Below are 22,397 nucleotides of genomic sequence, written 5' to 3'. Positions count from 1 at the left end.
GTATTAATAGGGGAGGATAAGAACCTTTTGTCATGTAAAACAATTTCTTTGGTATTTGAAATTAAACCATCTATATCTATAGAATTATGAAAAAAGAAAAGTCAATAAAATTAGCAATATGCTGTACTATTGTATTAGAAAACAAATAATTTTTTCTTTTATTGCCTTAATAATGTCGATTGTTAACTCTTTAATCTCTCTCAAAGAGACCATAGTACTTACTTGCTTTGACTTAGGTGAAAAGCTCATTGTTGTTGGAATCTGTAATGAATAGTAGACCGGAGAGGAGCAAGGCTCCTGATGGGATAAATAGTCTGGTGCCATAACTGCTGGCACAATGTCTTTTAGCCCATATTTACTAATAAAAATTTCATGCAATACAGATAGCGGAACAAAACTGTCTGATACTTGAGGAGAAAAACCAGGAACTTCACCACAAGCGATATCAATCAAGTGCTTAAATGTATCCAAAAGATATGGGTTTGGCTTAAGGTTATATTCCTCTAGAATAATTGAATACCCCATTTGATAATATGGAAGATTTTTTAGATAAATCGCTTTTTTAAAAAAGCATTGTAAAAATAATTTTTCACATTAACCCATTCAGGGTCATTTTTTATCCTATCAACCCAACTTTCTGAAAAGTAGACGATTGCCGAGCGCCATTTATTATTTTGAGTTAACTCCCAATTATCTATTAGCTTTTTAAACAAACCAAAATGCCCATACAAGTTATCTGGTGCTTTAGTTTTTATTTTTAATTGCCTGCACATTTTAGAAAATTTATTTTTACAGCCAATACTTGGCAATAAAAAAGTACTTCTTGCCCCTGACATGGCCAAAAGAACGCCCATTGGCGAGTAATTAAACTTACTATTAATACCAATCAAGCGGGAATAGCTAAAGAAATCCCCTGGTTTTTGCACCATTATCGGAAGTGAGTCCCTTTTACCAGGTAAATCAACATACCATTCAAAGTTTTTCTTAGAACCATCCCCATAGGCGAGCCCATTTTCCCATATCCAAGATGGCGCTCTATATCTTTAGGTAAGATCGACTCATTAATCCTGATGAGTTGATTATTTATTGGCAAAAATTGACTTCGATCATCACCTATTAAAACACCATAAGGAAAAGTAGCAACAAACAGTGGATAAGTATCCGGAGGATTAATTTTATTAATCAAGGAATAAAACTCTGGATTGGCTTCCTTTATTTCATGTTTTATATCCGTCCAGCCTACCTTCATAGTTTCCATAATTTCAATCACCATATGAGCAAATATTGCCCTTATAAATTAAGGGGATATTTTATCAGTCGATATTAACATACAAATAATCATGTTTTAACTCAATCGCAGGGGTGATTAAATTCACATCACAAAGAATTTTGTCTGAGGTTATGAATGATATCCGTAGCAGTTGAAGCAAGGAACTTTATCGAGCGCACACTAAAAATTTCAAATCACAGCATTCGCAGTCTTTCCTCTATTTTAGAAATACCTCCAAAAAGACTGTTGAATATAAATCTTCTTAGAGAAAAAGATATCGATATAATTATCAAGCTCAAGAGGGCAATTGAAAAATCTTAAAAAATAATTTTCCATTACTGTTGTGGACTCCAAGAATAGTAAATAAATCGATGCTTTCAGCAAGTATATTGTCATAGTTCTTATTTAAAGGGGTAATTTTATAAATCGGGTTCTCAATGTTGTTATGATCAATAATGTACTTTCTAAATAAAATTTGCCCAGTTTTGTTTATCTTGAGCAATACGAGGGAGCCATCATAGGCTTCCTTCTGTTCACTAAATAAAACTATATCACCCTTGGAAAACTCGCTACCCATACTATCATCAACTAGCTTTACAGCGAATAAAGTATCTTTTCCTAAGTCATAAGGCATAGCCACGCTCATAGACCACAGAGAAGTTCTTTTATCGACGTCTGTAATTTTATAAACTGGGAAAGTATAAATAACTACATTACTCTGATCTTTATTGCTAATTTCGGAATCTATAACATCGTCGATACAAAGCAGATACGCAGCAGGAACACTCAAAAATCTTTCAAGAACTAAAACACTCTCTAAATTGGGGAGCCGCCTTCCTTGCTCCCAATGAGATATTCTTGCACACGAAAATCCAGTTAACTTAGATAGCTGGACAGCACTTAACCCTTTTTCCTTCCTAGCAGCAGCTATTCTAATACCAATTTCTTTATTAATAGCCATAATAGTTGACTCTAATTATACATTAGGTATAATTTATACTTTAAGTATATAAATATACGGAATAATACATTTAGTATATTTGTATTTTATTTTATTTTAAAGGCGTTTCTTTATGGAGCAACTAACCTTTTTCAACAAAGCATTACACCAGCTTGATGAACACCTCTTCGAGCTGCCTCATTTCTGCCGGCTTTTGATGCATAGCCTGTTTAAGCACTGCGATTTTAAGACAGGGCGCATAACCAACATCACCATGGAGCAGATGCAGCGTGATCTCTATGTGGCACCCGCTCCAGGAAGAAAGCGGCAGAAGATTACGTCAGATACCATCCGTTGTGCATTTCGCACGATCGAGAAGTTTAAGCCGGATGAGTTTATTTTTCGGTTGAGAAGCAGCGTATTGTCATTGAGCTTCCTTTTATTCGTCAGCTCTTTGCTGATTTTGACGCCCAGAATAAAGAAGCCACGGTCGAAGCAGGGGAGGGGAATCTTAACAAAACGCAGTCAGGCCCTTGCGAGAAGAGCGAAATAAGCACGCCGTCAGCAGCGGGTAAGTTCGGCGATCTGACCTCACCACAGGGAATTCAACCCCCTGTAAAGAATAATAATAAAATAACAACTAACAACAACCACAACCAGTTTCAGGCTCGCTTAAAGCCAATTGCTGCTGACTTTGTTCCCGCCCCTGAAACCATTGCCAAAGCGTTAGCCCTTGGATACAGCGATGTCGGCGACCTTGAGGACATTCAGGCCTTCATCCGCTACAACCAGAGTATTGGCAGCCATTTTGCCGATTACAACCCCGTCTACCTTCGCTGGCTGTCAAGGACTGCCATTAAGGCTGATTTCAGGCCATCTGCTGAGGCCATTGCGTGTGCACTGGCGCAGGGTTACAGCACTGCCTCAGATGTGGAGGAAATTGAAGCCTTTATCGCCTACAACCAGGCGATTGGGAGCCGGTACAAAGATTACAACGCCGTTTACCTAAGCTGGCTTGCCAAAGGTCAGCAACAGACACAACAAAAACAACAAATGATTTCATCACAGGGCTATTCAGGGAGTCGTGCTCATGCAGTTACCAAACACCGAAGTTATGACGAGGCCGTGGCAGCAGTGGCAGCCGCCTTCCCCAACCCCCGTTCGCCCTCAGAACGGCTTGCAGCCGAAAGGCAGGCCTTCCTCGTCGTTAACGGCTGAGGACATTGCCTGGGTCTGGCAGGAATTAACCCTGATTTACGGGTTGCTGTTTACCTCTAAAAACGGCAGCCATGACAAACATGGGGTCTGGTTTACAGCGCTTAAGGGGTTAACTCCTAAAGCATTGGAGAGCGGTATGGAACGTTTAAGGGATTTAAGCGCAGGCGACAAGTTTTGTGAGTTTCCACCGAACTGCCTGCAGTTTAAAGCCCTGTGCCTTGCTTACTACGAGGAGCTTAATCTGCCAAAGGTACATGATGCGTACCGTGAAATTAAGAATTTCTGGGAATCAAACGCAGGCTACTACAGCCACGCGGTAGTCAGTTTCATTGCCCGCCGGCTGCCGGAGAATTTTCTGGCAATAGAGCAGGAGCAGGTGGCTTACGCGCTGTTTAAGCGGGTGTATGAGCAGGTTACCGACCTTGTACGGCAGGGGCATGCCATTCCTGAGGTTAAGGACAGAGTTAAACGCCCCAGACCATCGCCTAATAAGGCAGTAGCCCAAACCCACCTTGCGCAGTTAAAGCAGTTGTTAAAGAAATAGGTTTTTAATCAGGTAATAAGGAAGACACAGGATGTTCACAACGCACAAAAAAGAGGGACGGGGACTGATTGACCCGATGATGGTAACGATTTTATGCCTGCATAGTTTTTTTGCAGGATTGGGATTGATGGTTTTAGCGGTTGTTCATCATTAAAGAGGGAAGGAGCAGGGCATGTTAATTATGACAAGAAAGCCAGGGGAGGTGATTCGTTTATCAGCTCACCTTGCGATTGAGATTCGAGCGATTGAGGGTAATGAAGTCGTGATTGCCGTTCATGCGGACAGGCAGGCGCTTTTCAGCAGCACGCCACCGCACCGGCTTTATGGCAGCAAAGAAGGGCGTCTTTTTCACGCCGCCAATGCGCCCAAACTTTAATTTTTAAAAGGGAATTGAGTCATGAAATTAATTCACACACAAAAACGCGTACTGACCGGTGGCCTTCTTATCACCAGTCTTTTAACGGCAGGGGCGGTCGCAGCCTTTCCCGAACGCCCTGCTATTGAAGCGGCCTGCCTTCATGTGGCGGATAGATTAACTGCGCTGCAACAGCAGCATCCTGACGTTCCCTGTCAGGGGGATATTGCGATTGCAGCGACTTATTTAAAAACGGCGGCGATGAAAATTCATTATCAGCGCTTTGCTATTGCCTTGACCGATTTAGGCTACGGCAAGAGTGAATTGCAGGCCATTAGCACAAGCCGCCCTTGGTGTCGCAGCCTTGCCGCCGAAGCCACGCCGTTTATTGAAGAGGTGCGTGATTTAAAAGCGCAGGTGGCGATTTTAGCGCGCGTGCAGGAATAACCTTATCACTTTTTTCACTACAAGGAGTCACCATGGCTAAACCCACTGCAACCCACATGAAGCATCGCCTAAAAAATTATCGCTTAACCGCACTGTTAAGCCTGCCGCTTCTCTTGCTCTCTCACGAGGCCTTTGCCGAGGAATTATCGGCCTTAAGTGGGGCGACTAACTGGGTCACCAAAACCTTAATCAGTATTGCTCTCACGGTCTTAGGCCTGCAAATCATCTACAGCTTATGGCAGGTCAACCAGGGGCAGAAGGAATGGCGGGAGGTGGCAAAGCCTATCATTATTACCGCCTTAATTGTCGCAGTCCCTGCGATTATCTCAGCCCTTCGAACAGCGATGGGAAGTTTTTAGGATGGGACTGGCAAGCCGCTTTCTGCAAAAAGACTTACTCGCCAGAGCGATGACGCGAAGCACGCAAATTGGCGGGGTACCCTTTCAGTTTGCCCTGTATAACATCGCGCTTTTTGTGCTGCTGGGGATTGTCTTTTATCTCATCAGCGCAAAGGGACTAAGCCTTGTGATTGCGCTGGGGTGCATGGGTCTTTCACATCTTGTCATGATGATAATCTCTCTGCAGGAAGAAAAAGCCTTAGCCCTTCTCTTAGCCAATGCAGGGCTTTGCAAAGCCACCCCGTTTACTGGTACTCATTCCTACAGCCCCTTAACCGCTGCGCTAGTGCGAAGAAAGGCAGAAGAAAATCCGGTCAGCCACCACCTGCCCTGGACGCATCTTCACGATGAGCACACGGTAATGACGAAACGTGGTGATTTGATTCAGGTGCTGACTTTGGAGGGCATGGGCGCTGATACGCTTGATGAATCGGTGATTGATGAAGCCAAAGCACTTCGCAATCGCTTTTTATACCAGATGGCTAAAGCGGACCTTGCGGTGAGTTTTTATCTCATTAAGCGCCCTGCTGAGGTACTGACCCACGGGAACTACCCCGAAGGCTATTCCCGTGCATTTAATGCCCGATATCAGGCAGCACTCGCGCATCAGGCCCGTTTTCAAAACCGACTCTATGTGGTGCTGATGCTTAAAGCGCCTCCCTTTCGTAAAAAAATCCCGCAGCCGCCGGTATGCTGGCTCGTCTTCATACCCTAAACGAGGCCAGTGCACGCTTTATCAGTCTTTATAAAGAATGCCACTGCCGCCGCCTGGGACAGGTGAGTACGAGTTCCGCCAATTCAGAACTCCTTTCCTTTTTATCGGAACTGGTGAATCTTGAGCAAAGGCCGGTGCGAAAGCCCTTAGGCGCCTTAAATGAGGCACTTCCACGCACCACGGCGCATTTTGCCCGCCGCCGAGGACTCATTCAGGTGCAGGGCGCTGATGGGGAGGCACGTTTTGCCGCCATGCTCTCCTTAAAAGAGTATCCTGAAGAAACCCATGCCTGCCTGCTCGATACCCTGCTAAAAGCACCCTGTGAACTGATTGTCTGCCAGAGTTTTTTATTCAAAGCCAAACCGCAGGCCATTCGCGAACTGACTAAGCAGCAGCGCAAAATGGCACAGACTGATGATTCAGTTCGCTTAGCCGATGCACTCCTGCTCGCCGTGGAAGAAGTGAAAGCAGGGCAGGCCGCTTATGGCGAGCACCACTTAAGCCTTTGTGTTGTGGCAGACGACATGAAAAGCCTTCATGAAGCTATCCATGATTTGGAAAGTCGCTTAAATCAGGAGGCAGGCTTAATCACGGTGCGTGAAGAAGCGAATGTGGAACTTGCCTTCTGGGCGCAACTGCCAGGCAATCAGGCCTATCGGATTCGTCAATCACTCATCAGCAGTTTAAATGTGGCAGGCTTTGCAAGCCTGCATGGCATGCCTGAGGGAAAGGCTTCGGGCAATCATTGGGGCGAGGCCTTCACCGTATTGGAAACGGCTGCCGGCACCCCGTACTACTTTAGCCTCCATGTCGGGGAAGTGGGCAATGCGATTTTTATCGGTCCGATGGGAGGTGGCAAAACCTTAATGCTGTCTGCCCTTTTGGCGTTTAGCATGAAATTTGGCGGCTGGCGCTTTGTCTTTGACAAAGACCGCAGCATGGAAGTGCTGGTGCGCGCCTTAGAGGGGAGCTACCACGTCATTAAGCCAGGCGAGCCCTCCGGCATGGCGCCCCTTAGCCTGCCCGACACCCCTGAAAACCGGGTGTTTAACCAGTTACTCTTAAAGCAGCTGTTAAGTGTGAATGGGGTCTTATCCTCACAGGAGAGCAAATGCATTGAGGAAGCCGTGACTGGTATTTATGACCTGGAACCCGCACTTCGCCAATACCGCCATCTCGCCCCTTTTTTTGGAGTGAGTGAGCCAGGGAGTCTTCGAGAGCGTTTTAACCGCTTTCACTCGGATGGCCAATATGCCTGGGTGTTTGACAACGCCCACGATGCCTTTACCGTCTCCACCCAGTTGACGGGACACGACATCGGTAAGCTCTTGCGTCCCGCCTTTGCCGAGGTCAGTACAGCCGTCTTGATGTATCTTTTTCACCGCTTAGGCGAGTGCCTGGATTCCTCACCCACGCTGGTGCTTATCCCTGAGGGCTGGAAAGCGTTAAAAGACCCTTTCTTTCAGGAGCAGCTGGAAGACTGGAGCCGCACACCGCGTAAAAACAACATGGCGCTGGTGATGGATACGCAAAACCCCGAAGAGCTGGCCAAAAGTGCCGCGGGAAGTGCCATTGCGCGGGAAGCACGTACCCAGGTTTACTTTGCCCATAGTGAGGCACGCTGGGCGGATTACCGCCAGTTTAATTTAAGTGAGCGCGAATTTGAGATTATCAAAGAGGTGCTGCCTTCGATGGGCGGCTACTTTTTCCTGTTAAAGCAGGGAGGAAAAAGCGTCATTGCCCGCCTTAATCTAAGCGGCATGGATGCTGACCTTCGTATTTTATCTTCAAACCTTGCCCGCGCTTACCTTTTAGATGCGATTCGCAAACAAACAGGGGATAAGCCTTCGGACTGGCTGCCTGCTTATGAGCGCTTAAGCCTGATACTTTCTCGCGATTACGGCAATGATTTTTCCCGCTTAAAACCCGATTTTGAACGCCTTTGGGAGCAATACCGATGACTAACCCCCGCGCCGGAATGATGGGCCTGCTACTCGCAAGTCTGCCCGTTCACGCTGATTTACTCAACGTGCAGGACATTGAAATGCTGAAAATCGCGAAAGACCAGCTCAGCAACATTAAAAAAGTGGAGGATAAATTACGAGGTCAACTTCAAGCACTGGACAATCAAAAACGCATCCTTGAAGAGAGCCAAAAACTCATGCAGGGGCATTATGGCTATGGGTCGCTGCATGAGAACCAATCCCTTGGCAGCTGGCAGCACAGCGGTAAGGATTTCGCCTCATTACTGCAAAGTACCGAGGGTGGCGGGCAGGATGCATTAAGCCGCCTGGCTCAGGAATTAAGCAAGGATTTTCCTTTAAAGCCCGCCTCAGAACTTTATGCCAACCCCAATTCCGAGCAGGCCAAACTCTACACCCTGCTCGCTAAAACGACGTTAGCGTCGCGTGCCGGCAGCACCTTAACCTACAACCGCATTGATGAGGAATTAACGATGCTTGAGTCCTTGCAAAAGGAGATTGAAAAAAGCCCGAATCAAAAGGCCACCCTTGATTTAATTGCCCGCATTCAGATTGAGGAAGCAAAGCTTGTCGCCTACCAGCTTAAAGCGGGTGCCGTCAGCCAGCAGATGGACAGCCTTAGAAGCCAGCAGGAGGTGTCTGATGCCGCCTGGGTAAATCAGTTTTTTAAATGGCCTTAACCAACAACACAAAGGAGACTCCATGAAAAAACCATCGAAAACCGCGGTACTGACCGTGCTTGTCATTGCCTTAAGTGGTCTTGCGCTAACCCTTGCAGCCTACCCCCTCTTAAAGGCGCATGAGGAAAAGGTGCAGCAGGCCAAAGAAGACGAGCAGTTACGCGAATTTTTTACCTGGAGAGATTAACGATGAAAAAAGCCTGCACTTTCTCCTGCTTATTCATTGCTTGCTTGTCGGCTGTGCAAGTCATAGGCCTGAGCTTAAAGCGCCCTGCGACCCTGAAGCCTGCATAAACCGCACGCCGGTCAACAGCTGGAATAAGGGGTAGGGCGTGGACTTTCATCTGGCACCGGCGACTTTTATCAGCGATATTCTTCGTATCGTCGATAACTTAACGGCAAATTTCATTCAGTCAGGGTTTAACGCCATTGCTCATAATCTTGCTACGAGTGGGCTTTTAACCTCGATTCTGACGCTTTATGTGCTGCATCTTTTTTATCAGATGCAGCATCAGCAGTTGCCGGTGACAGAGACTGTCAGTCACTTAATCAAAGTCTGCCTCGTGTTTTTAATCAGCACCAACTGGGCGGTGTTTTACAAGCTCATTTTCAATGTCGCCACCAATGAACCACTGCATATTTTACAGTTACTCTTAGCGGGCAAGGAAGGGGCTGGCGATGGCGGCTTAAACGACATCTTCACCAGCGGTCTTTCGCAGGCTTTTGGTCTGTTGAAAGGCATGCCCTTTTCCCTTCGAGGCGCACTCTGCACCATTTTAGCGGCAGCGCTGTTAGTGATTGCTACCTTTTTATTTACGATGCTAGCCCTCTCCCTGCTGGTCATTTCCAAATTTTATCTCGCGGTGATGTTAGCCCTTGCCCCTTATTTTCTGCTGATGATGCTCTTCAATGGCACGAAGGGACTGTCAGAAAGCTGGGTAAAAACCTGCCTTAACCATGCGCTGGTTCCTGTTTTTGTGGGCTCGGTTCTTTTGCTGACCTCAACGCTTGCCAAGGGCTGTCTTAATACAGGCTTTAATGGCGCATCAGCGAAAACGCCTGATTTCGCAGGGGTTCTGACCTACCTTTTTACAGGCCTTTTAAGTGCCTTTCTCTTTAAAACCATTCCCGAGAAGGCCGCCTCACTAACCGCCTCCCTAGCCATTGCCAGTGCGGGACGTATAACAGGTCATGCCAGACAGTTAGGCAGCAACGTCGGCGGTGGTCTTGCCAAAGGCGTGGGTGCTGCCAAAGAAAGTTTTGCCAAACGACAACAGGCCCTTTATCAGGGTATTCAGGAACGTGCTCAGGCGCGTGCCGAGACAATGGATGCGGCGCGCGCTAGACGTGCCCGTTCAGGCTACTAAGGACTCTAACCATGACTACTGATGTTTCACCGGATAACAACCCAACCTTCTACCACGAAACCGCGAGCAGCTGGCGTGAGGACTGGGTGGAGCGCCTTACCAAAGAGCGAAGCCTCTATCGCACTTTAAGCCTTGGGCTTTTCACACTCTTAAGCCTAAGCCTTTTAGGCTTAACCGTCCTTGTCACGCGTGAGCGCGTCCAGCCTTTTTTAGCGCTGATGGATAAGCGAACCGGCGAGGTCACCACCCCGATACGCTTTAATGAAGAGACCAAGGTCGCCAACTGGGCGATGGTGCGCCATTTTGTGACCCGCTACATCAGCGACCGTGAGGCTTATCATTTCTCAAACCTAAACGACCCCTACCAGACCGTTCTTGCCATGAGCGCGCAAGCGGTCAAGGCACAGGTCAATCAAGCGATTCGTCCCGAACTAAACCCGCAAAGCCCGATTAAGACCTTAGGCCAGCAGCGTTATCGCACGGTGACCATTCACTCCATTGCAAAGCTTGCCAAAGACAACCTGCTCGATGTGCGCTTCTCAACCCACACCATCAACAGCGAAACCAATCATGAGGAAGAAACCCGCGCCTGGCGGGTGACACTTAAGTGGGAACTGAGCCATCGTCAACGCCCTTTAAGCGAATGGGACATGAATCCCTTAGGGTTTACGGTCACCTTTTACGATAAACAACCGGTCATTGCCTGATATTTTTTGGAGTTTTTATGAATAGCCCTGTTATCCTGCTCTTGGCTTTTTTAAGCTTAAGCACCTCAACGGCCTTGCTGGCAAGCCAGACACCGAAAGGCTTATTTACCGACAACCGCATTAAAATCGTCGCCTACGACGAGGACAATGTGGTGCACATTAACACCACCTTTGGCTATGCCACCACCGTGGAGCTTGAGAAAGGGGAATATATCACCGACAACCCAGGCATTGGCAAAGGGGCGGGCTGGGAAATTGCCTCACCGCAGTATGCTAACTTTCTGGTGATAAAGCCTAAGGTCGATAACAACACCACCAACCTTAATTTCACCACCAACCGCGGGCGAAACTATACCTTTTTGCTCACCGCCTCCACCAACACCACCCGCCCCACCTTTCGGGTGCGCTTTCAGTATACGGCTTTGACTATCAAGGGGCAGCTGAATGAGCGCCTAAGTCACTTTGGCAACCCCGATGAAGTCAATGCCAATTACAGCTTCTGGGGCGATAAATTCATAGCACCCATCCTTGCCAAAGACAATGGCCGCTTTACCCTGCTGCGCTTTAAAAAAGGAGCCCCCATTCCTGCCATTTTAGCGGTGGATTTAAAAACAAAACGCGAATCCATCGTTAATTATCGCCTGCAGGGCGGCTATGTGGTGGTGGAAGGGGTTTATCCGCAATACACCCTTCGCTTAGGCTCGCACGCCACCTGCCTTTTTAACGAAGAGGCGATTAAAGCCTGGCATCGAGGACGCTAAGCATGAGCCATGATGAAAAACCCCTGCCGGAAATAATGAGTGATGAGCCGGTTTTGCAAGACAGCACGCCACCATCAAAGCTCCCCTGGCTTATTGCCGCAGGGGTGATTGTACTGGTAGTCACGCTGGCACAATGGGGTGTTGGCCGCCTCTTCTCACCACTCACAAAGACAGGCAATACGGAAACCGCAGCCCCTGCTAAAGACAGCGAGGAAAACCGCCTGCCCATGCCGCGCCCCGCTGCTAAAGCGGCAGCGAAGACCGCCCCGCGCCCCGAGGAGGATGTCACCGCCTACTTGAAATCCAAAGAAGTGAATCCCTCCGATGAACTGGCAAGGCTTAAGCTTCTGGCACGGGTTGAGGCGCAGAAAGAAGTGCTTAAAAATGAGGAGCGGATGCGCTTAAGTCCGGCACTGCTGCCCATTGGGGTGAGCGCTGCGCATACCAAAGCAAAAGAGGGCAGTAAAGGGCCTGGTTATCCTGAAAACCCCAATACCGCTTATCTGGAAAGCGTGAGCGCTAAACCCATTGAGGAAGTGGAAGCGAGCCGCTTTGGTGACCTTCGCTACCGCATCAGGCGCGGTAAAATCCTGCGCGGGGTAACCGAATCGGCCATTGACTCGGATTTGCCAGGGCTTATTCGCGGCCACCTCACCGAAGATGTCTATGGCGATGCGGGGGATTTAGTACTCCTTCCCAACGGGGCGGGGCTGGTTGGCGAATACCGCTCCGGCGGCATGACGCAGGGGCAGATAAGCCTTTATGTGGTGTGGACGCGCGTACAGTTGCCTAATGGCATTGTGGTAAGCCTTGACTCGGCAGGCAGCGACCCCTTAGGCCGTGCCGGCATGAGTGGGCCTGTTGACCACCATTACCTGCAGCGCTTTGGCTCATCCCTCTTAAGTTCGTTTTTCAGCGTCTCGGTGGCCACCTTAGGTGTGAATGGGCAAGACCGCTACAACTCGGCTGCTGCCTACCGCTCAGGTCTTTCCAATGCCTTTGGCCAGACGGCAAGTCAGGAATTTCAGCAGCAGGCCGCCATTCAAAACACCATTCGCCCGCCGCAGGGGACAGAAATCAGCATCATGGTCAACAAAGACCTCTCCTTTGAGCAGGTGCTGACCACCGCGGAGGCGTTTTAATGAGCCTTGCCTTAAACGCTTACCTGGAACCCCTGGCAACCCTCCTTGACGACGCACAGGTCTCCGAGCTTTGCATTAACCGGCCTGGGGAAGTCTGGCTGGAGGCGCAAGGGCAGTTCAGATGCCTTGCGCTGCCCTCCCTTACTGAAAAACGCCTGCTGATGCTGGCACGCCTTCTTGCCGAAGCCAATGGCAAGGCGCTGTCGGAAAAAAGGCCGCTGCTCTCAGCCACCCTGCCCGACGGGGCGCGCTGCCAGATGGTCTTGCCGCCGGCCTGTGCCAGAGGGCAGGTTATCTGTGCCATTCGAAAGCCGACGGTGGCCTCCTTAAGCCTTGATGACTGGGAGGCCAGGGGTGCCTTTAGACGTTTAGGCGAAAACCGCGCAAGGCAGCTGCAGGAGGTCGGCGTTACGTTAAACGCGCTGCACCGGAAAGGACAGTTTAAAGACCTGATTCGCACAGCCGTGAAATCAAAGCTGACGATTCTTATCAGCGGTGGAACCTCGACAGCCAAAACCACCTTTTTAAATTCCTGCCTTAGGGAAATCCCTCCATCAGAGCGCCTCATTACCATTGAGGGCGTGCGGGAAGTTCAGCCTGAGAACCCCAACTGCGTACACCTGCTTGCCAATGAAGACGAAGATTTGGCATCCAGCGTGTCCATGCTTGATTTATTAAAGGTCAGCCTAAGACTTCGCCCCGACCGGCTGTTTGTCTCAGAGCTTCGCGCCGCCGAAGCCTACCCCTTTCTGCGCGCCTGCCTCTCAGGCCACCCTGGGAGTTTAACCACACTGCACGCCGATTCCATTGATTCGGCAAAAACCCAGCTTGCCTTCATGCTGGCCGAATCGCGTGCCTTAGAAGGGGCAACGCCTGAGCGGCTTCATGCCCTGATTACAGCCTCCGTACAGGTGATTGTGCAGATGGCGCGCCGTGCCGATGGTGCGCGGGTGATTGAGGATATCCACCTGCAGGGGGTTTCATGAACGTATTGCTTCACACGCTGGCCTTCCTTGCGGCAGGCTTTTGTCTCTACAAGGGGCTTCCTCCTGCAGCCAGAACCAAAACCTTAAAAGCCTGCCGGCAGATTACCTTCTTTCTTCTGCTGGCAGTCCTTGCCTTAACCCTCTGGTCGCTTCTTTTTTACGCCCTGATGGACTTCCCTCTGACATCCGTAAGACCCTGGTCTGCCCTCTCCTTTGCCCTTTACAGCAGCGAACTGGATTTACTCACCAACCTTTGCCTCTGGGCATTGCCGCTGCTGGCCGGCGGGTTTGCGATACTAACGCTTCTTAGCCCCGTCTTTGAATCCCCGCACCGCCACCTTTATGGCAATGCCCATTTTGCAACGCGTCGGGAAATTAAAAAATGGGCTTTTTAAACGAGCGCGGGAATGTGCTGGTTGGGCGCGCGGGGGCTAACCTTCTTCGCTATACCCTGACCAACCACCTGCTGGTCTTCGCACCCTCTCGCTCCGGTAAAGGGGTGTCGCTGGTCATTCCCAATGCGCTTCACTGGCAGGGCTCGCTGTTAGCGCTCGACAACAAGGGTGAGATTTTTGATGCCAGCAGCGGGTATCGCGCAACCCGCGGCAATCGCGTCTTTCGTTTTTCACCGGCCAGTCCCGATTTTAAAACCCACTGCATCAATCCGCTGGATTATGTCTCGCGCGATAATCCCTCTCAGCGCATTGGCGATTTGCATTTGATTCTGGATATCTTAATCAGCGGCAGTGGGGATGAAAACAAAATGTGGGCAGAAGAGGCACGCTCCCTTGCCTTAGGGCTTCTCCTGTGGCTCTTGCAGAGTAATCGCCGCTTTGCCTTAAGCGAACTAGCCTCCCTGGTAAAAAGCGGCGACCTGGAGGTGTTTTTAACGGAAGCGATTGAAACACACACTCTGGCCGATAACCTCATTACCTTAGACCATGCCGCCTATCTTGCCATCCAGAATTTTCTGCAGAAAGCCCCTAAAGAGCAATCGGGCGTGCGCTCAACCCTTGCCTCCATGCTTCGCCTCTGGGAAGACCCCTTCATTTGTGCGGCCACCAATCATTCGGACTTAGACTTCAGGGATTTTCGCAAAACCCCGACCACGCTTTATTTTGCCTTTGGCACCAATCAGATTCTGCGTTTAGCGCCCCTGATTAATCTCTTAATCCAGCTTTTTTAAACACCATGCTCGCCCACCTGCCCAAGGCCGATGAGCCGGTTAAAGTCCTTTGCCTGCTTGATGAAATCAACCGCTTTGGCCGCATGGATAAACTCAAAGACGGCTTTGGCGATTTGGCAGGTTATGGCGTGCATTTAATGCCGATTATCCAGAATTTAGGCCAGTTTTATTCGCTTTATGGCGGACGTGACGGCAGCGACATTTTTTTCAAAACTCCGACTTAAAAATCGGCTTTCGCCAGAATACGCCAACGGACAAAGAATTTTTATCGCGCGAGTGTGGTTTTCGCACCCTGCGCATTAAAAACCGCAGCTACGCCACGGCACGTGAAGGCAGCCAGTACAGCGAAAGCCTCATTGAGCGGCCACTCTTAAGCCCTGCAGACGTCGGAAGCCTGCCTAAGAACCAGCAGGTGCTTATGACCGGCGATGGCCTGATTCGCTGTAAAAAATAACCTATTACCGTGACAAAGGCTTTAAGGAAAAACTCCTGCCAGCCCTGCCAGTGCCAACGATAGCACCGCAGTTTCCCGTCATTGACGTTAAAAAAGAAAACCCGCCTGTTAAGGAGGATAAACCCCTGCCTCCTAAGGCCGTGAGTCCAGGCACTGAGATTGGCCAGACTATCGCTGCGGCCTTAAGCCCTTTGATTGAGCGCCTTGGCCGCCAGGAAAGGACAGCGCGTTCCGAGGATAAAACCGCTGGGTTAATCCATGACCTTGCCCGTGAATTTGAGAAGAAAGGAGATAATGCATGAGCCTGTCCCGTAAAACCCGTCTTGCCCGACTCGTGGGGCTTAAGACCCGTGAATACCGCCATTTTGAGCGGCTTAACATGAGACGAGGGTACGCCGGAAAACGGCGTGACGCGTTTTTAACGACGCCGCGGGAAGCCGCCGAAGCGGCCTACCCTGAACTTAAAGCGGTCTTTACCGTTGAGGACGACGCCCTTGGGTTTTACACCGACCTGATGGCCGCCCTTCCCCATCCTGTCAGTACCCACAGCCGCAATGCCCTGCGTGCCAAAGCGACTGCCATCGATGCCTTGCGCGCCCTTGACCGTGGCAGCCCCGTTGCCCCTTTTAAGCGCGAAGGCCGGCAGGAGGAAGCCCATCGCATCCTCGGTGAAGAATGTCAGACGATACGCCAGGGGCTTGCAACGGATTTTAAGGCCGCAGCCCGCGCCAACCCTGACCTTTCCCGCGAGGTGAATGCACGATTTCTCACCTTAAGCCTTGCATTTTTTAACGATGAGAAAAAAGCACTTGCCCAACATCCTGAACTGACGCCACTGCTGACCCTTAAAAAACAGGCCAGACGCGCCTTTGGCCAGTGGGTGCTTCCAGACCTTGTGGACAAGGCCGTTAAGGACTGCCTTTCCCGTGCCATCCGTGATGTAGCGGCCGACATGCCGCTTGCCAATGCCGAAGAATTAAGCCTTGAAGCCAGACGGCTACGAACGTCCTTTATCGGCGTGCAGCAGGCTTTTCCCAGTGCCTTAAAAAAGAGAAAAAGCCCTACCCGTATAAGGGCGTTAATTTCATGCGCGAACTCCTGGGCAAAAACGGGGTTAAGCAGGGCTTTTGGCCGTATGCGCCGGATTTGCTGAAAGAGGCCGCTCGCATTGAGTCCATTGACAGCCACCTTCAAAATGAACAGCGCGAAGCGGCCTTTAACGCCCTGCCGAAAGACGAGGCACTGGCTCTTTTTCCGGAATTAAACCCCCTCTATGAGAAATTTGAATCGGCCTGCCGTTTTTATGGCGAGAAAGTACCGAGTGAGGTGGCAAAAAAGGCCGCCCGCCTGCTGGTGGCACCCGATTTTAACCGTTTGAGTGCAGGAATCCCCTTAGAGGCGGTCAGTGAGGTGGCGAAGCCCGTGCACGACGCCCTGCTGGCAAAAGCACGCCAAACGCCCGTTGCCGTGAAAGCAGCCGAAACCTCCCTTAACGAGGGGCTCGCGGATTTTAAGCGCCTGCAGGCCGCCATTGTTTCCACCGAATTAAGTGAATCCGCCAACGAAGAAGGGCTTCATGGCCTTGCCAGTGCCAATGAGGGATGGCCTTCCCCTGAGGCTCCACCTGTTAAGAATCTCGCAGCCAATGAGGTTGAGGTCGGCAGCGAGGACTTAAGCGCCGTATCCGAGGAAGAACGAACAGCCGTGCCTGAGTCAGCAGTTCTGGCCTTTGAGGATGAGCCTGCTCTGACCGTCACTGAGACAAAGCAATCGCCCTTGATTGCACTGGAAAGCCTTCGTGCCACAGCCCCTGCCTTAGACCTTGAGGCACTGCTTAAGAGCAGCGTGAGAACGCCGGTAAAAACCCTTGAGACAGAGGGCAGCCGCTGGGATATCAGCGCGTTGACGGCAGGTCTTAATGCCCAGTGTGAAACGCTCCTCACCACCCTTTTAGGGGAGCCTCTGGCACGGGACAAAAACCAGCTTCGTTTTGGCAGCAACAAGGGGTCGCTGATTGTCACTGTAGCGGGGGACAAACAGGGGCTCTGGTATGACCACCAGACCGGCAGGGGCGGAAACCTGCTGCAGTTGATTCAGCAGGAGAAAGATTTACATTTTAAGGACGCCCTTGATTTTGCCGGTGATTTTTTAAGCCTTAAACCCGAACCCGCTACTAAAACCGTGGTGGATTTAAGCGACATGCCCCTCCTGGATGAGAGCCGGCAGAAAAGCCTGCGCTATGCCCGTGAACTGGCCAATGCCTCCCTGCCACTGAAAGGCAGCTTAGGCGAAGTTTATCTGGCTAAAACCCGCGGCATTGATACGAGCCTCTGCTCCGATTCCATTCGATTTCTGCCGGCCTTAAGGGAGCCTGATTCAGGCACACTGCATCCAGCCCTTTTGCTCGTCGGTAAGAATTTAAACGGGACGGTGCAGGGTGTGCAGGCGATTTTTTAGACAACGAGGGTAACAAATTAAACTGCCCCAATCCCAAACGCTCCTATGGCCTGATTAAAGGGGCGGCGGTGGTGTTAACGGTCGGCAGCAGCGGGCTTTACGGGCTTGCCGAAGGGGCTGAAACAGGGCTTTCAGTAGCATCTGCCTTTAAAGACCTCACCGTCTTTGCAGCCCTTGGCAGCATGACCAATGTCAGTGCCATGCCCTTTAATGCCTCCCGCAACACCCTGATTGTCTTTGCCGACCATGACAAGGGCAATGAAGAGTCCGACAAAAAGACAAACCATGCGGCAGAGGAGCTCCACCGCAAAGGCTTTAATGTGCTGCTCACAAAACCGGCCACGGCAGGGCAGGATTTTAATCAGCTGCTTTGTGAGCAGGGACTTGACGCGGTGAAGGCTCAAGCCGGCGCGTTAACCCTTTTTACGCCGGAGGCATCCCTTAAACCCCTAAGCCCTGCAAAAGGACTCTTACGCCAACGCGTAAAAAAGAAACACCTCGAACAGGAGCTTGATTTTTAAATGAAGGAGTTTGCTATGAAGAAAGCCATTGGCTTAAGTCTGCTGGCAGCAGGGGCGGGGTTTAGTTCTCAAGGCATGGCAGCCCAGGCCTCTACCGAGTTTGTCCGAAGCGAGGTGGCAGCACTTCGCAATGAGTTCTCGGCACGTCTTACCACCCTTGCCAGTGCACAGGCCGGCCTTAAAGCCCAGTTAACCGCGTTAAACCAGGGCTATCAGGAGGCGTCTCTGTCAGGCAGGGTAAGCCCTGGTGCGCTTTATCAGGGCGGCCTTGTTTTTTATGTCGATGAAACAGGCCGGCATGGTCTGGTGGTGTCGCTTCATGACCTGCCGCAAAGCCCCCTGGAATGGCGCAATGGCGACAGCGGCGAGCGCATTACCAATGCTCATGCCGATGGCCTTAATGCAGGAGACACCAACACCCGCCTAATCATTGCAGCCCAGACCCCTGACAATCAGGAGGGTGAGTTTGCAGCCCTTGCTGCTGCCACCTGGCGCATTGCTGCCGATGGGGTGAGCCCCTGTTCAATCGAAGCCCCCTGTTACGGCCACTGGCTTTTGCCTTCCGCTTACGAGTTATCACTGATTTACCAGTTATACCGGAGTACCTCCTTAGGCGATTTCAGCGAAGAGCCTTACTGGTCATCGACCGAAGCCTCGACGACCGAAGCCTTTCTAATTGATTTTGCCAGTGGCGAGCGTCGTAGAGCCGACAAGGCAACCCCTGCACGCCTTCGTGCCGTGCATGCATTTTAACAAGGAGAACAACCGTGAAACGTTTAAAACATCAACTTGGGACTGGTTTGTTCTTGGTGGCAGTCGCGGGTTGTGCAAAAGCGATGGATATCTCGACGCGAATGGAGTTTGTCGAAATTCGTTCGACCCAGAATGCAAACAGAATCATTGCCCTTGAAAGCAATCTGAACCTCCTTCGCAATGCCAGTGCGTCAAAGGCTGCAGCACTTGAAAGCGCGCTCGAAGCCCTTAAGGCGCAACTCGCATTACTTCCGGTGAAACATCAGGTCGGCGAACGCTACCACGGCGGCCTTGTTTTTCAGGTCGATGAATCAGGCCAGCACGGCTTGATTGCCGCCTTAAAGGATGCCTCTGATGAAGGGCTCACCTGGCGTAATGGCGCTGCGGGCAATAAAACCACCAATGCGCGGGCTGACGGCATTGATGCCGGCGAAACCAATACCCGTCTAATCGTCGCCTCTCAAACCATCGATAACCAGAAAGGTCAGTTTGCAGCGTTAGCCGCCATGACCTTTAAGGTGGCCGGCGATGGCCTAAGCCCCTGTGCTGAGAAAGGAGAAGACTGCTACGGCAACTGGTATTTGCCCTCTGCCCTTGAATTAAGGCTCCTGCATCAAACCCTCGTTACAACAGGGGCGCTGTCCATGACAGGCGAGACCTACTGGTCATCGACCGAACTGTCGGTGGCCAGTGCCTACCAGCTTGATATGGCCACAGGAGCCCTTCGTATTGGGCTTAAGGCAGACAGTACTGCCCATGTACGCCCCATCAGCCGTTTTTAACCTTAACCAGAGTATTTATCATGATTAAAAAATCCCTCCTTCTTTTTTTGCCTTCCTGAGCGTCTCGTTGAAGGCGCTGGCCTTTGATGAGGTTGACTGTTGCCGCCCCTGGGTGATTGATGGGGCAATCGGCATGGCCTCTTACAGTGGTGCCATTGACAAGGCACGTCAGGTCGCCACAGGGCGTATCAGTTTAGGTTATGTCTTAACGACAAAGACCTACTGGCAGGCCGCACTGGAAGCAGGGCTTCAATCCGGCAATACCCTCTCCCTTGCCTTTGCCAGAGAGGATATCGACGCCCTGGGCGGGGTAGAGGTTGAAGCAACCCTTAAACCCATGCTCGATGTGCTCTTAAGTCTTCGAAGCGAAACCCTGATTGATTTTCCGCTGTTCTCCTGGGTGAAAGGCGGGGTGGCTTATCGCCAGATGAGCGTGGATAAGGCCGCCATCAACAGCCTTAAGGGCTTTGCACCGGAACTGATGGCAGGGTTTGGTTTTCAGATTAACGAGCAGACAACAGCCCATTTAGGCTATCAGATTCTCTTCGGCCAAAACCCAACCCTTACCGTCGATGAAGCCCATGAGACTGCCATCATTCGCCACATGCCGACCCAGCAGGCCGTGCTCTTAGGCTTTTCCTACGTTTTTAATTACCTTAAGGAGTTAACCCCATGAAAAATTATCCCCTTTAGACCAGAATCGCGTAAAGGAAATCATCCTGCATTACGTGCAGGGTGACGCCCTTGAGGTCACAGCAGCTCGTCTTAAGCACCTGGTGCAGCGCTTAAACACTCAAGGTGTTGCACTGATGAAGGCCGTTCCCCTTAAAAAAGGCGACCCCTTTATCGGTGCCATCCTTGCAAGCCTGGCACTGGATAAGGAAGCACAGGCAGGCTTTCTTAAGCAAAGCGCCAGCCTGCACGAACTGCTTATCGCGCTTTTCTGCGATGGCCATCATGAACTGGACTGGCTTTTAACCTGCATCCAGACAACAAACCCGCCAGCCGGTACTCTTACATTTGCCGCAGCGGGTGTACTGAGTGTTGGGGCAGGTGCGGCAGCCTGGCAGCAGGGTATGTTAAGCACGCTGCCGGCTACCATAAAAGGGTTTGGCTTAAGCGCTCAGGCAGGGCTTGTGAGAGTTTTCTCGCAGCTTAAAAACATCCCACTGGCAGGAGTGGCCGTTCAGGGTGCCGCGTTTCTTTTTACCCTTCGCTCAACGCTAAGGACTGAGAAAAAAGCCCGTCACAGAAAATCGCCTCCCTGCTGCTGACAACCCTGGCCTCAGGGTGTGCGATGGCAGGTCTAACGCTCTCTTATCTCGCGGGCGGTGTTATCACCCCAGTCGCTGCAGGGCTTATTCTTGCAGGCAGCTTTGCAGGACTGGGTAAGCATCTTGGCTCACTCGCATTCGGCCAACGGCTGCGAAAAGCCCGCGTAAACCCTGGCACTGAAACCTGGCAGGGTATTGCCGAGAAACACCGCCTTGCCAACTGGCAGGGGCGCACACTGGCAAGGGTTCTGGTTAAACTGGCTGGAGTCTGCCTGGAGGTCGCCACGCTGGCATTCTGCTGCCTTTACCCGCCAACCCTTCTTTTTACCGCAGGAGGCTTAAGTCTTCTGGCGCTAAGCAGCGCTTTACAGTATTTGGTCTTTAAACGCCTTGACAGGCATTATGCCTTAAAGCTTCAGGAAAATTTAAGCGCCATTGACCTGGTGCCTGAGGCAGCCCTTTGTCCGTCTGCACACCCCACCGCCATCAAACTCAACCGGATTCAGGAAGGGCTTGATAAACGTCAGTTGCATCTTGAGCAACGGGAAGAGGTATTGGACGTACGGGAGCAGGCCATCTGCGACACCCTGATGGCGGTTGAAAAAGGAGTCAGCAGCCCCACCAAAGCACTCCGTGGTCTTGGCGGCTCCATAAAAAGCATGCCCACGGATTCAGCCAATGAAGAACTGGTCTTTGATGACCTGCAACGGCAAAAATCCCTGTCAGCACCGCTTATCCTCATTGAGAATAAGGAGAAGATTGATAACATTTATCAGGAGGAGGATAGCCTGCAGAGTTATCAGTACTAGACAAAAATCCAGAGGTTATTGGGCGAAAGGAATTGCCCAACCCTGCCACCCCTTTTATTGTCAGTTCAAAATTAAAACATCCATTTAATCAAATTATCCCTCAGCTATTTCCAAATTTGAAAAACCAGGCACAGGACAGACAATACGGCTGGTAGTTGTATCAATAGGAATATTATTTTGTTTTGATAAAATATGTTCAACATAATTTAAGACCCCACTAAGCTTAAGATCATTAAAAATATATTCGGGAGTATAGGAAAATCCCATTTCCTCCATTTCGGAAATGGTAGCAATTATGGCTCCTTTTTGTTCTCCAAAATTTTCTATGATCATATTTCTAAGCCAACTGGTTGCTTTTTCTGAATATGTTGTTCTGAATAAAGATATTTCAGCTATAGCATCATTGAATATAACCCAACAATGACCGCTCCAATTTTCAACGTAATTTTTATATTCGACTATAGGATCATATTGAAACAGACTCTTCCCTTTAAAGGTTAATGAACCAGCGACCAAGTAAGAACCAATTCCGGCTTGTCTTGTCCATTCAACCAAAGCCGCACTTAACGAAACGCATTCAAATGGCTGGGGTGGAAGCATTTGCAATACTTCTCGGCACGATTTTTTCAGTACAGCGGTAATCCCCCCA

32 protein-coding genes and 1 pseudogene are annotated in these 22,397 nt (G+C 50.3%); 28 read left to right on the top strand and 5 right to left on the bottom strand.

Annotated features, from left to right (window positions below; translation table 11 throughout):
- Nucleotides 1-126: 126 nt before the first annotated feature.
- The 4 genes from BN58_RS19935 to BN58_RS19920 form a co-directional block, all read right to left on the bottom strand.
- Complete coding sequence (locus BN58_RS19935; RefSeq protein WP_156812661.1) at nucleotides 127-525, bottom strand: hypothetical protein; 399 nt, start codon at nucleotides 523-525, stop codon at nucleotides 127-129.
- 20 nt (nucleotides 526-545) lie between these two features.
- Nucleotides 546-929, bottom strand: a complete 384-nt coding sequence (locus BN58_RS19930; protein WP_026069634.1) for a hypothetical protein — start codon at nucleotides 927-929, stop codon at nucleotides 546-548.
- The gene (locus BN58_RS19925; RefSeq protein WP_040916823.1) at nucleotides 929-1,258 is read right to left on the bottom strand and encodes a hypothetical protein; all 330 of its coding nucleotides are present in this window, start codon (nucleotides 1,256-1,258) and stop codon (nucleotides 929-931) included. Before BN58_RS19925 ends, BN58_RS19930 begins: the two co-directional genes overlap by 1 nt.
- 307 nt (nucleotides 1,259-1,565) lie before the next feature.
- Nucleotides 1,566-2,231, bottom strand: coding sequence for a helix-turn-helix domain-containing protein (locus BN58_RS19920; RefSeq protein ID WP_019218348.1), 666 nt, complete (start codon nucleotides 2,229-2,231; stop codon nucleotides 1,566-1,568).
- A gap of 112 nt (nucleotides 2,232-2,343) precedes the next feature.
- On the opposite strand from BN58_RS19920, the gene BN58_RS19915 reads away from it, so the two are divergent.
- The 28 genes and pseudogenes from BN58_RS19915 (at nucleotide 2,344) to BN58_RS19775 (ending at nucleotide 21,748) form a co-directional block, all read left to right on the top strand.
- Nucleotides 2,344-2,763, top strand: coding sequence for a hypothetical protein (locus BN58_RS19915; RefSeq protein ID WP_019218347.1), 420 nt, complete (start codon nucleotides 2,344-2,346; stop codon nucleotides 2,761-2,763).
- 377 nt (nucleotides 2,764-3,140) lie between these two features.
- Nucleotides 3,141-3,428 (top strand): hypothetical protein, encoded by a 288-nt coding sequence (locus BN58_RS32095; protein WP_019218346.1) that lies wholly within the window; start codon nucleotides 3,141-3,143, stop codon nucleotides 3,426-3,428.
- On the top strand, nucleotides 3,388-3,972 hold the full coding sequence (locus BN58_RS19905; protein ID WP_232220874.1) for a hypothetical protein: 585 nt from the start codon (nucleotides 3,388-3,390) through the stop codon (nucleotides 3,970-3,972). Before BN58_RS32095 ends, BN58_RS19905 begins: the two co-directional genes overlap by 41 nt.
- 31 nt (nucleotides 3,973-4,003) lie before the next feature.
- Nucleotides 4,004-4,126: a hypothetical protein gene (locus BN58_RS36665; protein WP_019218344.1), complete on the top strand. Its 123-nt coding sequence runs from the start codon at nucleotides 4,004-4,006 to the stop codon at nucleotides 4,124-4,126.
- An 18-nt stretch (nucleotides 4,127-4,144) separates the two neighbouring features.
- Nucleotides 4,145-4,348, top strand: coding sequence for a carbon storage regulator (locus BN58_RS19895; protein WP_019218343.1), 204 nt, complete (start codon nucleotides 4,145-4,147; stop codon nucleotides 4,346-4,348).
- Nucleotides 4,349-4,369: 21 nt separating this feature from the next.
- On the top strand, nucleotides 4,370-4,774 hold the full coding sequence (locus BN58_RS19890) for a hypothetical protein (protein WP_019218342.1): 405 nt from the start codon (nucleotides 4,370-4,372) through the stop codon (nucleotides 4,772-4,774).
- 32 nt (nucleotides 4,775-4,806) lie between these two features.
- Nucleotides 4,807-5,133, top strand: a complete 327-nt coding sequence (locus tag BN58_RS19885) for a hypothetical protein (protein WP_019218341.1) — start codon at nucleotides 4,807-4,809, stop codon at nucleotides 5,131-5,133.
- A gap of 1 nt (nucleotide 5,134) precedes the next feature.
- Complete coding sequence (locus tag BN58_RS19880) at nucleotides 5,135-5,887, top strand: VirB3 family type IV secretion system protein (protein WP_026069632.1); 753 nt, start codon at nucleotides 5,135-5,137, stop codon at nucleotides 5,885-5,887.
- Complete coding sequence (locus tag BN58_RS27630) at nucleotides 5,863-7,848, top strand: VirB4 family type IV secretion/conjugal transfer ATPase (protein ID WP_019218340.1); 1,986 nt, start codon at nucleotides 5,863-5,865, stop codon at nucleotides 7,846-7,848. Before BN58_RS19880 ends, BN58_RS27630 begins: the two co-directional genes overlap by 25 nt.
- A complete protein-coding gene (locus BN58_RS19870) occupies nucleotides 7,845-8,549 on the top strand; it encodes a type IV secretion system protein (protein ID WP_019218339.1) in 705 nt (234 codons plus the stop codon). The genes BN58_RS27630 and BN58_RS19870 overlap by 4 nt, the downstream gene beginning before the upstream one ends.
- A 22-nt stretch (nucleotides 8,550-8,571) precedes the next feature.
- On the top strand, nucleotides 8,572-8,736 hold the full coding sequence (locus BN58_RS31340; protein ID WP_019218338.1) for a hypothetical protein: 165 nt from the start codon (nucleotides 8,572-8,574) through the stop codon (nucleotides 8,734-8,736).
- A 145-nt stretch (nucleotides 8,737-8,881) separates the two neighbouring features.
- On the top strand, nucleotides 8,882-9,916 hold the full coding sequence (locus tag BN58_RS19855; RefSeq protein ID WP_019218336.1) for a type IV secretion system protein: 1,035 nt from the start codon (nucleotides 8,882-8,884) through the stop codon (nucleotides 9,914-9,916).
- Nucleotides 9,917-9,927: 11 nt separating this feature from the next.
- The gene (locus BN58_RS19850; protein WP_019218335.1) at nucleotides 9,928-10,623 is read left to right on the top strand and encodes a type IV secretion system protein; all 696 of its coding nucleotides are present in this window, start codon (nucleotides 9,928-9,930) and stop codon (nucleotides 10,621-10,623) included.
- A gap of 17 nt (nucleotides 10,624-10,640) precedes the next feature.
- Nucleotides 10,641-11,384 carry a TrbG/VirB9 family P-type conjugative transfer protein gene (locus tag BN58_RS19845; RefSeq protein ID WP_019218334.1) on the top strand — a complete coding sequence of 248 codons (744 nt, stop codon included), beginning with the start codon at nucleotides 10,641-10,643 and terminating at the stop codon, nucleotides 11,382-11,384.
- A gap of 2 nt (nucleotides 11,385-11,386) precedes the next feature.
- On the top strand, nucleotides 11,387-12,526 hold the full coding sequence (locus BN58_RS29340) for a TrbI/VirB10 family protein (RefSeq protein WP_019218333.1): 1,140 nt from the start codon (nucleotides 11,387-11,389) through the stop codon (nucleotides 12,524-12,526).
- Complete coding sequence (gene virB11, locus BN58_RS19835) at nucleotides 12,526-13,512, top strand: P-type DNA transfer ATPase VirB11 (protein ID WP_019218332.1); 987 nt, start codon at nucleotides 12,526-12,528, stop codon at nucleotides 13,510-13,512. The genes BN58_RS29340 and virB11 overlap by 1 nt, the downstream gene beginning before the upstream one ends.
- A complete protein-coding gene (locus tag BN58_RS19830) occupies nucleotides 13,509-13,907 on the top strand; it encodes a hypothetical protein (RefSeq protein ID WP_019218331.1) in 399 nt (132 codons plus the stop codon). The genes virB11 and BN58_RS19830 overlap by 4 nt, the downstream gene beginning before the upstream one ends.
- Nucleotides 13,895-14,698 carry a type IV secretory system conjugative DNA transfer family protein gene (locus BN58_RS19825; RefSeq protein WP_019218330.1) on the top strand — a complete coding sequence of 268 codons (804 nt, stop codon included), beginning with the start codon at nucleotides 13,895-13,897 and terminating at the stop codon, nucleotides 14,696-14,698. The genes BN58_RS19830 and BN58_RS19825 overlap by 13 nt, the downstream gene beginning before the upstream one ends.
- 5 nt (nucleotides 14,699-14,703) lie before the next feature.
- Nucleotides 14,704-15,117: pseudogene (locus BN58_RS38160) on the top strand (type IV secretory system conjugative DNA transfer family protein); the annotation flags it as partial.
- Between the two features lie 85 nt (nucleotides 15,118-15,202).
- The gene (locus tag BN58_RS19815) at nucleotides 15,203-15,454 is read left to right on the top strand and encodes a hypothetical protein (protein ID WP_019218328.1); all 252 of its coding nucleotides are present in this window, start codon (nucleotides 15,203-15,205) and stop codon (nucleotides 15,452-15,454) included.
- Nucleotides 15,451-16,305, top strand: coding sequence for a hypothetical protein (locus BN58_RS19810; protein WP_019218327.1), 855 nt, complete (start codon nucleotides 15,451-15,453; stop codon nucleotides 16,303-16,305). The genes BN58_RS19815 and BN58_RS19810 overlap by 4 nt, the downstream gene beginning before the upstream one ends.
- The gene (locus BN58_RS19805; protein ID WP_156812659.1) at nucleotides 16,239-17,609 is read left to right on the top strand and encodes a DUF7146 domain-containing protein; all 1,371 of its coding nucleotides are present in this window, start codon (nucleotides 16,239-16,241) and stop codon (nucleotides 17,607-17,609) included. The genes BN58_RS19810 and BN58_RS19805 overlap by 67 nt, the downstream gene beginning before the upstream one ends.
- A 68-nt stretch (nucleotides 17,610-17,677) precedes the next feature.
- Nucleotides 17,678-18,130 (top strand): toprim domain-containing protein, encoded by a 453-nt coding sequence (locus BN58_RS19800; protein ID WP_019218325.1) that lies wholly within the window; start codon nucleotides 17,678-17,680, stop codon nucleotides 18,128-18,130.
- 15 nt (nucleotides 18,131-18,145) lie between these two features.
- Nucleotides 18,146-18,883 carry a DUF1566 domain-containing protein gene (locus BN58_RS19795; protein WP_026069631.1) on the top strand — a complete coding sequence of 246 codons (738 nt, stop codon included), beginning with the start codon at nucleotides 18,146-18,148 and terminating at the stop codon, nucleotides 18,881-18,883.
- Between the two features lie 14 nt (nucleotides 18,884-18,897).
- Nucleotides 18,898-19,665: a DUF1566 domain-containing protein gene (locus BN58_RS19790; RefSeq protein WP_019218323.1), complete on the top strand. Its 768-nt coding sequence runs from the start codon at nucleotides 18,898-18,900 to the stop codon at nucleotides 19,663-19,665.
- A gap of 67 nt (nucleotides 19,666-19,732) precedes the next feature.
- Nucleotides 19,733-20,341, top strand: a complete 609-nt coding sequence (locus BN58_RS19785) for a hypothetical protein (protein ID WP_019218322.1) — start codon at nucleotides 19,733-19,735, stop codon at nucleotides 20,339-20,341.
- 133 nt (nucleotides 20,342-20,474) lie between these two features.
- Nucleotides 20,475-20,939 carry a hypothetical protein gene (locus tag BN58_RS19780; protein WP_156812658.1) on the top strand — a complete coding sequence of 155 codons (465 nt, stop codon included), beginning with the start codon at nucleotides 20,475-20,477 and terminating at the stop codon, nucleotides 20,937-20,939.
- Between the two features lie 23 nt (nucleotides 20,940-20,962).
- A complete protein-coding gene (locus tag BN58_RS19775) occupies nucleotides 20,963-21,748 on the top strand; it encodes a hypothetical protein (RefSeq protein ID WP_019218320.1) in 786 nt (261 codons plus the stop codon).
- 93 nt (nucleotides 21,749-21,841) lie between these two features.
- On the opposite strand, the gene BN58_RS19770 is transcribed toward BN58_RS19775, so the two are convergent.
- Nucleotides 21,842-22,397 (bottom strand): hypothetical protein (locus BN58_RS19770; protein ID WP_019218319.1); only part of this gene is annotated, 556 nt, incomplete at its 5' end.

The organism is Legionella tunisiensis, from assembly GCF_000308315.1.
Lineage (GTDB): Bacteria > Pseudomonadota > Gammaproteobacteria > Legionellales > Legionellaceae > Tatlockia > Tatlockia tunisiensis.
Note: the sequence above shows the minus strand (reverse complement) of the source record. Positions and strands in the feature narration are given on the sequence as shown.

Bases quoted from the DNA above. Each gene is read 5' to 3' on its own strand.
- BN58_RS19935 (WP_156812661.1), bottom strand. From the start codon at position 525: ATGGGGTATTCAATTATTCTAGAGGAATATAACCTTAAGCCAAACCCA.
- BN58_RS19930 (WP_026069634.1), bottom strand. From the start codon at position 929: ATGGTGCAAAAACCAGGGGATTTCTTTAGCTATTCCCGCTTGATTGGT.
- BN58_RS19925 (WP_040916823.1), bottom strand. From the start codon at position 1,258: ATGGAAACTATGAAGGTAGGCTGGACGGATATAAAACATGAAATAAAG.
- BN58_RS19920 (WP_019218348.1), bottom strand. From the start codon at position 2,231: ATGGCTATTAATAAAGAAATTGGTATTAGAATAGCTGCTGCTAGGAAG.
- BN58_RS19915 (WP_019218347.1), top strand. From the start codon at position 2,344: ATGGAGCAACTAACCTTTTTCAACAAAGCATTACACCAGCTTGATGAA.
- BN58_RS36665 (WP_019218344.1), top strand. From the start codon at position 4,004: ATGTTCACAACGCACAAAAAAGAGGGACGGGGACTGATTGACCCGATG.
- BN58_RS19895 (WP_019218343.1), top strand. From the start codon at position 4,145: ATGTTAATTATGACAAGAAAGCCAGGGGAGGTGATTCGTTTATCAGCT.
- BN58_RS19890 (WP_019218342.1), top strand. From the start codon at position 4,370: ATGAAATTAATTCACACACAAAAACGCGTACTGACCGGTGGCCTTCTT.
- BN58_RS19885 (WP_019218341.1), top strand. From the start codon at position 4,807: ATGGCTAAACCCACTGCAACCCACATGAAGCATCGCCTAAAAAATTAT.
- BN58_RS19880 (WP_026069632.1), top strand. From the start codon at position 5,135: ATGGGACTGGCAAGCCGCTTTCTGCAAAAAGACTTACTCGCCAGAGCG.
- BN58_RS27630 (WP_019218340.1), top strand. From the start codon at position 5,863: ATGCTGGCTCGTCTTCATACCCTAAACGAGGCCAGTGCACGCTTTATC.
- BN58_RS19870 (WP_019218339.1), top strand. From the start codon at position 7,845: ATGACTAACCCCCGCGCCGGAATGATGGGCCTGCTACTCGCAAGTCTG.
- BN58_RS31340 (WP_019218338.1), top strand. From the start codon at position 8,572: ATGAAAAAACCATCGAAAACCGCGGTACTGACCGTGCTTGTCATTGCC.
- BN58_RS19850 (WP_019218335.1), top strand. From the start codon at position 9,928: ATGACTACTGATGTTTCACCGGATAACAACCCAACCTTCTACCACGAA.
- BN58_RS19845 (WP_019218334.1), top strand. From the start codon at position 10,641: ATGAATAGCCCTGTTATCCTGCTCTTGGCTTTTTTAAGCTTAAGCACC.
- BN58_RS29340 (WP_019218333.1), top strand. From the start codon at position 11,387: ATGAGCCATGATGAAAAACCCCTGCCGGAAATAATGAGTGATGAGCCG.
- virB11 (WP_019218332.1), top strand. From the start codon at position 12,526: ATGAGCCTTGCCTTAAACGCTTACCTGGAACCCCTGGCAACCCTCCTT.
- BN58_RS19830 (WP_019218331.1), top strand. From the start codon at position 13,509: ATGAACGTATTGCTTCACACGCTGGCCTTCCTTGCGGCAGGCTTTTGT.
- BN58_RS19825 (WP_019218330.1), top strand. From the start codon at position 13,895: ATGGGCTTTTTAAACGAGCGCGGGAATGTGCTGGTTGGGCGCGCGGGG.
- BN58_RS19810 (WP_019218327.1), top strand. From the start codon at position 15,451: ATGAGCCTGTCCCGTAAAACCCGTCTTGCCCGACTCGTGGGGCTTAAG.
- BN58_RS19805 (WP_156812659.1), top strand. From the start codon at position 16,239: ATGCGCGAACTCCTGGGCAAAAACGGGGTTAAGCAGGGCTTTTGGCCG.
- BN58_RS19795 (WP_026069631.1), top strand. From the start codon at position 18,146: ATGAAGAAAGCCATTGGCTTAAGTCTGCTGGCAGCAGGGGCGGGGTTT.
- BN58_RS19780 (WP_156812658.1), top strand. From the start codon at position 20,475: ATGAAGGCCGTTCCCCTTAAAAAAGGCGACCCCTTTATCGGTGCCATC.
- BN58_RS19775 (WP_019218320.1), top strand. From the start codon at position 20,963: ATGGCAGGTCTAACGCTCTCTTATCTCGCGGGCGGTGTTATCACCCCA.